The 12,018-nt window shown below is 73.6% G+C and carries 12 protein-coding genes; 5 read left to right on the forward strand and 7 right to left on the reverse strand.

The window, feature by feature from the left end; genetic code table 11:
* The first annotated feature begins 29 nt into the window (after window positions 1-29).
* The 5 genes from ACIQK6_RS14920 (at window position 30) to ACIQK6_RS14940 (ending at window position 6,319) form a co-directional block, all read left to right on the forward strand.
* The gene (locus ACIQK6_RS14920) at window positions 30-1,235 is read left to right on the forward strand and encodes a bifunctional adenosylcobinamide kinase/adenosylcobinamide-phosphate guanylyltransferase (protein ID WP_329102779.1); all 1,206 of its coding nucleotides are present in this window, start codon (window positions 30-32) and stop codon (window positions 1,233-1,235) included.
* A gap of 96 nt (window positions 1,236-1,331) precedes the next feature.
* Window positions 1,332-2,396: a nicotinate-nucleotide--dimethylbenzimidazole phosphoribosyltransferase gene (cobT, locus tag ACIQK6_RS14925; protein WP_329102777.1), complete on the forward strand. Its 1,065-nt coding sequence runs from the start codon at window positions 1,332-1,334 to the stop codon at window positions 2,394-2,396.
* An 83-nt stretch (window positions 2,397-2,479) separates the two neighbouring features.
* The gene (locus ACIQK6_RS14930) at window positions 2,480-4,345 is read left to right on the forward strand and encodes a phosphatidylglycerol lysyltransferase domain-containing protein (RefSeq protein ID WP_402694913.1); all 1,866 of its coding nucleotides are present in this window, start codon (window positions 2,480-2,482) and stop codon (window positions 4,343-4,345) included.
* Between the two features lie 53 nt (window positions 4,346-4,398).
* The gene (locus ACIQK6_RS14935; protein ID WP_329102774.1) at window positions 4,399-5,043 is read left to right on the forward strand and encodes a hypothetical protein; all 645 of its coding nucleotides are present in this window, start codon (window positions 4,399-4,401) and stop codon (window positions 5,041-5,043) included.
* A 34-nt stretch (window positions 5,044-5,077) separates the two neighbouring features.
* Window positions 5,078-6,319: a sensor histidine kinase gene (locus tag ACIQK6_RS14940; RefSeq protein WP_402694914.1), complete on the forward strand. Its 1,242-nt coding sequence runs from the start codon at window positions 5,078-5,080 to the stop codon at window positions 6,317-6,319.
* 96 nt (window positions 6,320-6,415) lie between these two features.
* On the opposite strand, the gene ACIQK6_RS14945 is transcribed toward ACIQK6_RS14940, so the two are convergent.
* The 7 genes from ACIQK6_RS14945 to ACIQK6_RS14975 form a co-directional block, all read right to left on the reverse strand.
* Window positions 6,416-7,411: an aldo/keto reductase gene (locus ACIQK6_RS14945; RefSeq protein ID WP_329102772.1), complete on the reverse strand. Its 996-nt coding sequence runs from the start codon at window positions 7,409-7,411 to the stop codon at window positions 6,416-6,418.
* A 130-nt stretch (window positions 7,412-7,541) separates the two neighbouring features.
* Window positions 7,542-8,798, reverse strand: a complete 1,257-nt coding sequence (locus ACIQK6_RS14950) for an MFS transporter (RefSeq protein ID WP_329102769.1) — start codon at window positions 8,796-8,798, stop codon at window positions 7,542-7,544.
* A complete protein-coding gene (locus ACIQK6_RS14955; protein ID WP_329102768.1) occupies window positions 8,795-9,043 on the reverse strand; it encodes a hypothetical protein in 249 nt (82 codons plus the stop codon). The genes ACIQK6_RS14950 and ACIQK6_RS14955 overlap by 4 nt, the downstream gene beginning before the upstream one ends.
* On the reverse strand, window positions 9,040-10,113 hold the full coding sequence (locus ACIQK6_RS14960) for a beta-ketoacyl-ACP synthase 3 (protein WP_329102766.1): 1,074 nt from the start codon (window positions 10,111-10,113) through the stop codon (window positions 9,040-9,042). The genes ACIQK6_RS14955 and ACIQK6_RS14960 overlap by 4 nt, the downstream gene beginning before the upstream one ends.
* Window positions 10,114-10,115: 2 nt before the next feature.
* Window positions 10,116-10,820, reverse strand: a complete 705-nt coding sequence (locus ACIQK6_RS14965; protein WP_329102764.1) for an HAD-IB family hydrolase — start codon at window positions 10,818-10,820, stop codon at window positions 10,116-10,118.
* A 73-nt stretch (window positions 10,821-10,893) separates the two neighbouring features.
* The gene (locus tag ACIQK6_RS14970) at window positions 10,894-11,700 is read right to left on the reverse strand and encodes a carboxymuconolactone decarboxylase family protein (RefSeq protein WP_402694915.1); all 807 of its coding nucleotides are present in this window, start codon (window positions 11,698-11,700) and stop codon (window positions 10,894-10,896) included.
* Between the two features lie 97 nt (window positions 11,701-11,797).
* A complete protein-coding gene (locus tag ACIQK6_RS14975) occupies window positions 11,798-12,016 on the reverse strand; it encodes a tautomerase family protein (RefSeq protein WP_329102759.1) in 219 nt (72 codons plus the stop codon).
* Window positions 12,017-12,018 lie beyond the last annotated feature (2 nt).

Genomic DNA, 12,018 nt, shown 5'->3' on the forward strand with positions numbered 1-12,018 from the left:
CAGTCTCGGCGACGCGGGAGGATCATCCTGTGGAACTCACTCTGCTCGGCACCGGAACTCCCGAAGGCCTGCCCCGCCCCGACTGCCCGTGTGCGGCCTGCGCCGTCTCCGTCGGCTCGCGCTCGCGCGCCGCCACCGCCGTCCTCGTCGACGGGGCGCTGCTGCTGGACCTGACCCCCGGGGCGGTGCTGGCGGGTGCCCGGGCCGGGCATTCGCTGGCCGGTGTGCGGCAGGTGCTGCTGACCCACCCGCACGACGGGCCCGCGGTCGAGCTGCCGCCCGGGCTGCCGGCCGCCGGGCGGGTGCCGGACGGGCGGGAGCTCGCGGTGATCTCCGGGCACCGGGTGCGGGCGGTGCCGATGGACGCGCCGGGCACCGGGTACGAGGTGACCGGTCCGGACGGCGCCCGGCTGCTGTACCTGCCGCCGGGCGGGGCCCCGTCCGGACTCGCCGACCGGGCGGGGCAGCGCCCGTACGACATGGTCCTCATGGACGTGTTGGGCCGGCCCGAGGCGCTGGCGCGGCTTCGGGCGAGCGGCGTCGTCGGCCAGGCGACGGACGTGATCGCCGTCCACCTGGACCACGACACCCCGCCGGGCCGGGAGCTCGAGCGCCGGTGCGCGGCGGCCGGGGCCCGGGCGCTGCCGGACGGGACGACCGTGATCGTCGGGGAGTACCGCGCGGTACCGGACCTGCCGCGCCGGACCCTGGTGCTGGGCGGGGCCCGCTCCGGCAAGTCCGTGGAGGCGGAGCGGCGGCTGGAGTCCTTCCCGGAGGTGGTCTACGTGGCCACCGGCGGCACCCGGGACGGCGACGCGGAATGGGCCCAGCGGATCGGCCTGCACCGGGAGCGCCGGCCGGGGAGCTGGCGGACGGTGGAGACGTGCGAGCTGGTTCCGTTGCTGGCCGCCGACGGGCCGCCGCTGCTGATCGACTGCCTGGCGCTGTGGTTGACGGACGCGATGGACCGGGCCGGGGCGTGGGACGACGCGGTGTGGGCCGAGCGCGGAGCGCAGCAGCTCGCCGGGCGGACCGCCGAGCTGGTGGCGGCCGTGCGCGCGACCCGCCGTCCGGTGGTGCTGGTCAGCAACGAGGTCGGCTCGGGGGTCGTCCCGGCGACCGCCGCCGGCCGCCGCTTCCGCGACGAGCTGGGCCGGCTGAACGCGGCCGTCGCGGGCGAGTGCGAGCACGTGCTCCTCGTCGTCGCGGGCCTGGTGACCGTACTCAAGGAATAGCGGGGAACGGCCATCGCGGTGGCGGGGCGACGGGGAGTCCGACGGTCGGTCACCGAAGGCCTGAGGGAGGGCCTTACCGGCTGTACTCTCTGGCAGATGAGCACGCTGAATCTCGACGACTTCTCCGATCTGATCGAGCGTCCCGACGGGGGCGTCCGGCGTGACGCCGAGGAACGCCGTGAGCGCCTCGCCGTCCCGCCCGGCGCGCTGGGCCGGCTCGACGAACTCGCCGAGTGGCTCGCCGCCGCGCAGGGGCGGGTTCCGGTCAAACCGATCGAGCGCCCCCGCGTGGTGCTGTTCGCCGCCGACCACGGGATCGCCGCCGAGGGCGTCTCCGCCCGGGCCGCTTCCACCGGCCACGAACTGGTGCGGGCCGTCCTCGACGGGGCCAGCCCCGTGGCCGTCCTGGCCGGCCGGTTCGGCGCCACCATACGGATCGTCGACGCCGGGCTCGACTGCGATCCCGAGCTGCTCCCGGCGGACGTGGTCGGGCACCGGGTCCGGCGCGGCAGCGGCCGGATCGACGTGGAGGACGCGCTGACGGCCGAGGAGGCCGAGGCCGCGGTGCGGCTCGGGATGCGGATCGCCGACGAGGAGGCCGACTCCGGAACGGACCTGGTCGTCCTCGGTGACCTGAGCGTGGGCGGGACCACCGTCGCCGCGACCCTCGTCGCCGCCCTGTGCGGAACCGACGCCTCGGTGGTCACCGGCCGCGGCGGCCTGCCCATCGACGACCTGGCCTGGATGCGCAAGTGCGCGGCGATCCGCGACGCGCTGCGCCGGGCCCGCCCGGTCCTGGGCGACCAGGTGGCGCTGCTGGCCGCGGTCGGCGGCGCGGACGTGGCCGCGATCACCGGATTCCTCCTCCAGTGTGCGGTGCGCCGTACTCCGGTCATCCTTGACGGTGTCGTTTCGGCGGCGTGCGGGTTGGTGGCCCAGCGGGCCGCGTTCCGCGCTCCGGACTGGTGGCTGGCCGGACAGGCCAGCGGCGAACCGGGTCAGGCGAAGGCACTTGACCGAATGGCGCTCAACCCCGTGCTCGATCACGGCGTCACAGTAGGTGAAGGTACCGGGGCGTTGCTGGCCCTTCCCCTCGTCCAGGCGGCCGCCGCACTCGCGGCGGAGCTCCCGGAGCGGGCGGTGGAGGAGCCGACGGAATGAGCCGCCGGGGCCCCCGGTCCTGACCCGGCCGAGGCCCCCGACCGCGCAATCACGGACAGCTGCGCCCCATATGATCGCTTTTTATGGGAGAGGTCCGTTTGACCAGCGCAGAGACCGACCGCACCGCCGCACCGGCAACCGGTCCGTCAGCCGGTAGGAAAGAGACCGGCGGCGACCCCGCCGGCAGGGCGGCGGGGAGCGGCCGGGAGACCGGCCGGGGGAGCGCCCGTTCGCGGCACGGCGCCGCCTTCGCGGTGTGGTACCTGCGCGCCGTCACCTTCGTCAACTTCCTCAGCGCGGTGTGGGTTTCGCTCGGGCAGGACCTCAGGCGCCACAACATCGAGGACTTCTACACCCCGTACATGCTCACCGCGGGGTTCGCCTCCGGGCTGTTCACGCTGCTGCTCGCCGTCACCCTCGGCCGCCGCAAGCGGGCCTCCTGGATCCTCAACCTCGTCCTCAGCGGCCTCCTGGCGCTGCTGCTCGCCTACGCGCTCTCCACCCACGAGGAGATCCGCGAGCACCCGCAGAACTGGGTCTCCCTGGTCCTGACCGCCGCCTTCACGGGGGCCCTGCTGCTGGGCCGCCACGAGTTCTACGCCAAGGGCGACCGCTCCAACCCCGCGCTCGCCAGCGCCGTCGCCGCCGTCGGCCTGCTGCTGACCTCGCTGGTCGCGGCGCTGCTCGTCGGCGCCACCAACACCTCCCCGCTCAGCGCCGAGGCCTCCTTCCCGGAGCGCTGGTGGTACGGCGTGATGCGGCTGATCACCCTGACGCCCGGCGAGCGGGCCTCCGAGGCGATCGTCACGCCCGGCTGGGTGGACGTCTTCATCAACGTCATGTCGATGCTGCTGTTGCTCGCCGTGCTGTTCGCCGCCTTCCGCTCGCGCCGCGCCGTCGACCCGATCAGCGAGGAGGACGAGGAGCGGCTGCGGGCGCTGCTGGCCCGCCAGGGCGACCGCGACTCGCTCGGCTACTTCGCACTGCGCCGCGAGAAGTCCGTCATCTGGTCCCCCACCGGCAAGGCCGCCGTCACCTACCGCGTCGTCGGCGGGGTCTCCCTGGCCTCCGGCGACCCGATCGGCGACCCCGAGGCCTGGCCGGGCGCCATCGATCCGTGGCTGGCCGAGGCCCGCGAACACGGCTGGGTACCGGCCGTGATGGGGGCGAGCGAGGAGGCCGGGCAGATCTACGCCCGGCACGGCCTGGACGCCCTCGAACTCGGTGACGAGGCGATCGTCGAGACCGCAGAGTTCACCCTGGAGGGCCGCGCCATGCGGACCGTCCGGCAGGCCTTCAACCGCGTCAAGCGGGCCGGGTACACCGTCCGCATCCGCCGCCACGACGACATCCCGGCCGACGAGATGGCCGAATTGGTGCGCCGGGCCGACGACTGGCGGGACGGCGCCACCGAGCGCGGCTTCTCCATGGCGCTGGGCCGACTGGGCGACCCCGCGGACGGCCAGTGCGTGATGCTGGAGTGCACCGACGGCAACGGCGAACTGCGGGCCGTGTTGTCCTTCGTACCGTGGGGGCCCAAGGGGCTGTCGTTGGACCTGATGCGCCGCGACCGGGACTCCGAGAACGGCCTGATGGAGTTCATGGTCATCGAACTCCTGGAGCGCTCCAAGGAGATCGGGGTCACCCAGGTCTCCCTCAACTTCGCGATGTTCCGGTCCGTCTTCGAGCGCGGGTCCCGGCTCGGCGCCGGTCCGGTGCTGCGGATGTGGCGCTCGCTGCTCAGCTTCTTCTCCCGCTGGTGGCAGATCGAGTCCCTCTACCGGGCCAACGCCAAATACCGGCCGATCTGGGAACCGCGGTTCATGCTCTTCGAGAAGAGTTCGGACCTGCTGCGGATCGGTGTCGCGGCCGGCCGGGCCGAGGGCTTCCTGGAGGCTCCCGGCCTTCCGAAGTGGCTGCACCGCAGACACCTGGAGACCCGCCGTTGACAGCGTGGAACACGTCCCCACTCCGGCAGTTCGCCCGCCGTGAGTGGGGACCCATGTTCTGGACCGTCCGGGACGCGCTCGTCCGCGACAAGTGGCGGGCGATCCCGATGACCATCGGCGCGGTCTGTCTGACCTCGGTCTTCCAGATCGTGCAGAACACCTCCTGGGGGTTCCAGCCGGTCCAGAACCTCGGATCGGTCAAAGCCGCCGACCCGCTCGGACTGGCCCTCCTGCGTACCCCGCTGTCCCTGTTCGTCCCCGCCCTGGACCTGCCGGTGTGGGGGGCGCTCGCGCAGATCCTGCTCGTCTTCGGCATCGCCGAGATCTGCATCGGCTGGTGGCGCACCCTGCTGATCGGCTACGTCGCCACCCTCGCCGGGACCACGTACGCGCGGATCGGGCTCGCGCTCGGGCCGGACCATCCCCTGGGTCTGCCGCTGTCCGACCGGATCGTCAACGACACCGGGCCCTCGGCGGCGGTGGTGGGGCTCGCCATCTACCTCTGCTGGCGCTACCGGGCGTACCTGACCGGCGCCCTGGTGATCCTGGCGATGATCGGCGAGGTGCTGGTCAAGGACAACCTGGCGGGCAAGGAGCACCTGGCGGCCATCACCGCCGTCATGGCGGTGTGCGTGGTGCGGGCGCGCTGGGGGCCGGTGCGGTCCCGCGTCGCGCTGGGGCCCCCTCCCCCGTCGTAGGGGGTACCGGCTGATGAGGCCGTACCGTATCCGGGTGACGACAGACCTCGGGCGGTTCGCCCCCACCCGGCAGTGGATGCGGACCCATCCGCTCGCCACCGATGCCGTGCTGGCGTTCGGAGCGTTCGTCGCCATGGTCGTCGGCTCCTTCGCCGATCCGCACGGGCCGCACGGACCCACCTTCGGGACGCGCACCCCGGAGCCGTTCTCGCTGCTGCTGATGCTGCTCGGCGCGGCCGCCCTGGTGTTCCGGCGCCGACGCCCGCGCGCCGTGCTCGCCGTGACCTGCGCGCTGTCCCTGCTGGAGCTGACCACCGGGGAGCCACGGGCGCCCGTCGCCATGTGCGCGGTGATCGCCCTGTACACGGTGGCCGCCCACACCGACCGGCCGACGACCTGGCGGATCGGGCTGCTCACCATGGCGGGGCTGACGGGCGTGGCCATGCTCGCCGGGCCGCTCCCCTGGTACGCCCAGGAGAACATCGGGATCTTCGCCTGGACCGGGATGGCCTCGGCCGCCGGGGACGCCGTGCGCAGCCGGCGGGCCTTCGTCGACGCCATCCGGGAACGGGCCGAGCGCGCCGAGCGGACCCGGGACGAAGAGGCCAGGCGGCGCGTCGCCGAGGAGCGGCTGCGGATCGCCCGGGACCTGCACGACGTGGTGGCCCATCACATCGCGTTGGTCAACGTGCAGGCGGGGGTGGCCGCGCACGTCATGGACAAGCGCCCGGATCAGGCCAAGGAGGCGCTGGCGCACGTACGGGACGCCAGCCGGTCGGCGCTGAACGAACTGCGCGCCACGGTCGGGCTGCTGCGGCAGTCCGGCGACCCGGAGGCGCCGACGGAGCCCGCGCCGGGGCTCGGCGTGCTGGACGAGCTGGTGGACACCTTCCGGCACGCCGGGCTGCCGGTGGAGGTCATCGTCCAGGTGGACGGCGAGCCGGGGGCGCTGCCTGGGGTGCTGCCGGCGGCGGTGGACCTGGCGGCGTACCGGGTGATCCAGGAGGCGCTGACGAACGTCCGCAAGCACGCGGGCCCGGGGGCGAGGGCCGAGGTCAGCGTGGTCCGGGTCGGGCCGTCGGTGGAGGTGACCGTCCTCGACGACGGCGGCGAGGGGACCGAGCCGGCCGAACCGGCCCCGGAACCGACCGACCCGGGCGGCGGCCACGGCCTCCTCGGCATGCGGGAGCGCACCGGCGCGCTGGGCGGCTCCTGTTTCGCGGGCCCCCGCTACGGCGGCGGCTACCGCGTCCACGCGATCCTGCCGGTGTCGTAGCCGCGGCCCGTTTCGGCCTCGCGCGTGGCGCGGGATCTGGGGCGGCGCCCCGGGAAACCCGGCTCGGCCGGGCTCCGTGCGGCGCCCGGCGGAACGTCAGGTGTTGAGCAGGCGCAGCGCCGCCGGGGCGTAGCGCTCCCCGGCGACCGCGGTCGCCGGGACGGCCTGCTCCAGCTCGTCCAGCTGTTCGGCGGTGAGCGTCAGGTCGGCCGCGCCGGCGTTCTCCTCCAGGCGGGTGATGCGCCTGGTGCCGGGAATCGGGGCGACCTGCGGGCCACGGGTCAGCAGCCAGGCCAGGGCGAGCTGCACCGGCGTGCAGCCGATCCGGTCGGCCAGGGCCCGGACCCGTTCGACCAGGGTGAGGTTGCGCGTGAGGTTCTCGCCTTGGAAGCGCGGGTCGGTGCGGCGGTAGTCGTCCGCGTCCAGTTGGTCGAGCGAGGTGAGGGCTCCGGTGAGCAGACCCCGGCCGACCGGTGAGTACGGCACGAGTCCGATGCCCAGCTCCCGTGCTGTGGGCGCGATGTCGGTCTCCACATCACGCTCCCACAGCGAGTACTCCGTCTGCAGGGCGGTGATGGGGTGGACGGCGTGGGCGCGGCGCAGGGTGTCCGCGTTGACCTCCGACAGCCCCAGATGCCGGACCTTTCCGGCCGTGACGAGTTCGGCCATGGCCCCGACGGTCTCCTCGATCGGTGTGTCGGGGTTGCGGCGGTGCACGTAGTAGAGGTCGATGGTGTCCACGCCCAGCCGGGCCAGCGACGCGTCGCAGGCCTGCCGGGCGTAGGCGGGACTGGAGTCGATGACGGCGCCGCCGGCCGTGCCACCGGGCCCGATGCTGCGGATGCCGAACTTGGTCGCCACCACCGCCTCGTCGCGGCGGCCCTTGAGGGCCCGGCCGAGCAGTTCCTCGTTCCGGCCGGCCGCGTAGACGTCGGCGGTGTCGAAGAACGTCACCCCGATGTCGAGGGCGCGCCGGATCGTGGCGACCGACTCAGTGTCGTCGCTCGTACCGTAGAAGGCCGACATGCCCATGCAGCCGAGGCCGATCGCGGAGACCTGGAGTCCTGAGGTGCCGAGGGTGCGCTGGTGCATGGGGTGCCACTCCTTCGTTCCGGCCGCGCGTTCCGGCCGGGTCGTGGGTCGGGTGTTCGTGGATCAGTCGGAGGCCGTGAGCCGGCCGGCGTGCGTCGCGATGGTGTCGCGGTGGTGCGCGATGGCGCGGTCAGGCGTTCGTCAGGCTGCTGCCGGGTGCGGGGGTGCGGGTGCGCTCGGTGCGGGCGGAGAGCACCAGGGTGAGCAGGGCGCAGGCGGTCAGCACGGCGGCGACGGCGGTCACGGCGCGCGGTCCGGCGGCGGAGTCCACCACGAGGCCGCCGGCCAGGGACCCCACGGCGATGGCGCCGTTGAAGGCGGCCACGTACAGCGACGAGGCGGCGTCGGACTCTTCCTTGGCGAGCTGCAGCACCCAGGTCTGCAGGCCCACGGGCAGGGCCGCGAAGGCCAGGCCCCACAGGACGAGCAGAGTGATCGCCGCGGGCCGCGAGTCGCCGAAGGCCCACAGCAGGGCGAGCGAGCCGGCCATCAGGACGAGCGCGCCCACCAGGGTGCCGTGCACCGAGCGGCCGACGACGGCGCCCGCGACGAAGTTGCCGGCGAATCCGGCGGCTCCGAAGACCAGCAGCAGCACACCGACCATGCCTTCGCTGATGCCGGTGACCTGCTCCAGGTACGGGGCGATGTAGGTGAAGGCGAGGAAGTGGCCGATCATCACCAGCGCGGTGACCCCGACGGCGGCGCGCAGCCGGCTGTTGCGCAGGACGCGCGGCAGGGCGGCCAGGCTCCCGACGCCCTGGGCGGGCAGGCTGGGCAGCAGGAACAGCACGGCGACCAGTACGACGAAGCCGATCGCGGCGACGGCGGCGAACGCGGTGTGCCAGCCGGACCGCTGGCCGATCATGGTGCCCAGCGGGACGCCGAGCACCGAGGCCAGCGAGATCCCGCCGAGGACGAGGGCGGTGGCCCGCACGGCGTGCCGCTCGGGGACCAGACGGACCGCGATGGCCGCGGCGATCGACCAGAAGACGCCGTGGGCGAGCGCCACGAGCACCCGGGCGCCCAGGAGCACGCCGTAGGAGTTGGCGATCACGGCCAGCAGGTTGCCCGCGACGTACAGCACCAGGAGTCCGGCCAGCAGCCACTTGCGGTCGATGCGCCCGCACAGGGTGGTCAGCGGCGCCGCGGTGATCGCGGCGACGGCGGCGAAGCCGGTGACGAGGAAGCCGGCGGTGCCCACGGAGACGTCCAGGCCCGCGCCGATGGACGGCAGCAGCCCGATGGGAAGCGTCTCGGTGGTGACGAAGGAGAACGTGCCCAGCCCGAGGGCGATCACGGCCAGCCAGGCGCGCAGCGGTGAGGCGCCGGGATCGGGTGCGACGGTGCGCTGTCCGTCCCGGGCGGAAATGGTTGAGGTCGGTGTCATGGCTGTCGGTCTCCCTGGGGTGAAACATCGGTCGGGCCGTCGGGGCCGGTTCGGGTGAGGACGAGGGCGGAGGTGTCGCGGTCGGGCCGGGCGCGGGGACTCCAGCCGTGCGGGCACGGGCCGGCGTCCAGGACGTCGGGTCCCATCGACCAGTGGGCGATCGCGCATCCGGGCACGACGCACAGCGCGTCGGACACGGGGGCGGAGCGGAAGGCGTGTGCGGGGCTCAGCGGGAATCCGTTCACCGGGCGACGCTCCCCACGAGCTGCGCCGCGCGCTCGCGCGGCAGGTGTTTGGGGGACTCGGCGTCCCAGCGGATCAGGGCCGTGCCGACCCCCATGCCGCCGCCGAAGCCGGCCAGCAGCACCAGATCGCCGTCCAGCAGTGCGCCGGACCGGTTGGCCTGGTCGAGCGCGAGCGGTATCGAGGCGGCGCCGGTGTTGCCGTGCAGGTCGACCGGCAGGTGGGCCTGGGCGTTGGGCAGCCCGAGGCTGGGGATGACCTCGCCGACCATCACACCGTTGGCCTGGTGCGGGACGAAGTGCCTGACCGCGGCCGGATCCACGTCGTGCGCGGCCAGCACCCCTCGGACGGCGGCCGGCAGGCGCTCGTTGACGAAGTCGCGGACCTCGCGCCCCTGCATCTTGAAGAAGTGCTGGCCGTTGGCGAGGGTGCCGGCCGAGGCGGGGTGGCGGCTGCCGCCCGCCTGGACCCCGATCAGCGCGTGGAGGCTGCCGTCGGTGCTGGTGCCGGTACCGACGATGCCGAATCCGGGCCGGGCCGGGCCGAGTACGACGGCTCCCGCGCCGTCGCCGAACAGCACCGCGGTCTTGCGGTCGCTGTGGTCCAGGATCCGCGAGTAGACGTCCGCGCCCACGACCAGTGCGTACTTGGCCTCGCTGTGCTCGCTGATCCCGGCCAGCAGCTGGGCACCGGTCTGGAGGGCGAAGACGAAGCCGGCGCAGACGGCGTTGATGTCGAAGGCGGCGGCCTGCTTCGCGCCGATCCGGTCCTGCACCAGACAGGCCGTGGCCGGCTGCGGGTAGTCGGGGGTGGAGGTCGCCACGATCACCCAGGCGATGTCGCGTTCGGAGATCCCGGCGTCGTCCATGGCGGCCCGCGCGGCGGCGGTGGCCAGGTCGGAGGTCGCTTCGTGCGGCGCGGCGTGGCGGCGCTCGCGAATGCCGGTCTTGCGGACGATCCACTCGGGGGTGACCCCGGCCCGTTCGGCGACCTCGGAGTTGGGCACGATGTCGCTCGGGAGGTACGAGCCGGATCCGACGATGCCGATGGTTGACGTTGCTGGTGAGTACACGGTCACAGTTGGTGCTCCAGAGGAGTGGAGGAGGGCCGGGCGTCGAGCAGGGCTCGCAGCACGGGGTCGTCGCCGACCGCGACCGGGTGGCCGACGCATTCGAGCATCGGCAGGTCGGATGGGTGATCGCCGTAGGCGTAGCAGTCCCGCGGGTCGATCTCCGGCCGGGCGGCAAGCAGTTGACGGACCGCGACCGCCTTCTGCGCGCCGATCATCGGGGTCTCGATCAGCCCCGTGTAGGTACCGCCACCGCCCGGTCCGGTCGGGCCGTCCGCCTCGACGAGAGGGCGGCTGCACAACAGGTGCCCGGCGCCGACGGCCCGTGCGACGGGGTCCAGGCAGGCGGGGAACGAACCCGAGACCAGGACGATTTCGGCGCCGGCCTCGCGGTGGGCGCGCAGCGCGTCCCGGGTCGTGTCGATGAACAGACCGTCCGCGGCGCGGGCCGCGAACCAGCGCTCGCCCCAGGCGGCGATGGTGTCCACGGATTCACCCGCGTAGGCGGCGTAGTAGGCGCGGTTGATCTCCTCGCGCGGCGTGCCGGAGTCGGCGGCCTCCCGGAAGCCGGCGAGGAGCCGGTCGTACTCGGCCGTCCCCGCGGCGCCGTGCCGGCCGGTCAGGTGGTACCGCAGGAAGTCGAACATGCTCTTGCAGTGGATCAGGGTCTCGTCCACGTCGGCGAAGACAAGGTAGGAACGAGAGGTCATGACGGGTCCCTCCTTCTGATGCGGGATCGGGCTCCGGGGCCGCCGCGCGGCGGCAGCGGCTCGATGGCGGCGGTCATCGCGTGCGGAAGACGTCGCGCGCCGCGTTGAGGCCGTTCACGGCCGCCGGGACACCGGCGTAAACGGCCATCTGCAGGATCGTCTCGACGGCGTGCTGCGGTGTGCCGCCGGCGTCGAGGATCGCGTGCACCTGTGCCGTGAGCTGCGGCCGGAGCGTGCCCAGGGCGGTGCAGGCGGCCACGGAGACGATGGCGCGGGTGAGCGGGTCGAGACCGCCGCGCGAGGTGACGGGGTCGAGGTGGCCGAAGGCACTCTCGACGAGATCGTCCGCGAGGGCCGGGTCGAGGGCGCGCACGGAGGCCAGCACCTGCTCGCAGACACCGCCGTCGCCGTCGGGGGCGCGCAGCGTTCGCAGCGCGCGTTCGGACCGTTCGGCGGACGGCGCGTCCGTGCCCGCCCCCTCGGCGGCGAAGACGGACCGGACGACGCCCAGCGCCTTCAGCGTCGCGGGGAAACCGGTGTAGCCGCTCAGCCACAGGACCGTTTCGACGATCTCGCGGCGGTCGCACCCGACGTTGCGTGCGCCCCGTACGTGGAACTCCAGCTGCGGGGCGGCGTTGCCCAGCGCGGTGAGCGCCGCAACGGTGACGAGCTGGCGGGTGGGCAGCTCCAGGTCCGGGCGGGAGCAGATGTCGCCGAAGGCGAAGCCGACGACCAGCTCGCCGAAGCCGGGGGCCACGTCCTGGAAACCGTCGAGGATGCCGGGCCGCTCGGTGGCCTCGATCCGGCGCAGCGTCCGCAGCCCGCGCTCCATGCGGTCGTGGTCGTTGTCGTGCTCGGTGCCGGGGCGGGGGGTGCTCATGCCGGCGTTCCTTCCTGGTGCGGGGTGGTGCGGTCCCGGTGCCGGGCGTCGTGCCCAGCACCGGGACCGCCGCCGGTGGTGCCGGGAGCGTGCGGTGTCAGAGGCCGCCGGCCCGGCTGAGCCGCGCGAAATCCGGGTCGGACCCCAGCGCGCCGCCTTCGGACCAGCGCTTTCGCGGCACCTCCTGGACGTAGACGGTGATCCGGTCGCGCGGCGCCCCGGTGACCCGGTGCACGGTCTCCGTCAGCTCTTCCATGAGCTCACGGCACTTGTCGTCGTCCTCGCTGGGCCAGGTCGTCACGGAAATGATCGGCATGG

This window comes from Streptomyces sp. NPDC091682 (assembly GCF_044756625.1).
In the GTDB taxonomy this organism is placed as follows: Bacteria; Actinomycetota; Actinomycetes; order Streptomycetales; family Streptomycetaceae; genus Streptomyces.

Excerpts from the sequence above, each read along its gene's own strand:
- ACIQK6_RS14935 (WP_329102774.1), top strand. The coding sequence starts at position 4,399 with ATGTTCTGGACCGTCCGGGACGCGCTCGTCCGCGACAAGTGGCGGGCG.
- ACIQK6_RS14945 (WP_329102772.1), bottom strand. The coding sequence starts at position 7,411 with ATGCACCAGCGCACCCTCGGCACCTCAGGACTCCAGGTCTCCGCGATC.
- ACIQK6_RS14975 (WP_329102759.1), bottom strand. The coding sequence starts at position 12,016 with ATGCCGATCATTTCCGTGACGACCTGGCCCAGCGAGGACGACGACAAG.
- ACIQK6_RS14970 (WP_402694915.1), bottom strand. The coding sequence starts at position 11,700 with ATGAGCACCCCCCGCCCCGGCACCGAGCACGACAACGACCACGACCGC.
- ACIQK6_RS14950 (WP_329102769.1), bottom strand. The coding sequence starts at position 8,798 with ATGACACCGACCTCAACCATTTCCGCCCGGGACGGACAGCGCACCGTC.
- ACIQK6_RS14965 (WP_329102764.1), bottom strand. The coding sequence starts at position 10,820 with ATGACCTCTCGTTCCTACCTTGTCTTCGCCGACGTGGACGAGACCCTG.
- cobT (WP_329102777.1), top strand. The coding sequence starts at position 1,332 with ATGAGCACGCTGAATCTCGACGACTTCTCCGATCTGATCGAGCGTCCC.
- ACIQK6_RS14930 (WP_402694913.1), top strand. The coding sequence starts at position 2,480 with ATGGGAGAGGTCCGTTTGACCAGCGCAGAGACCGACCGCACCGCCGCA.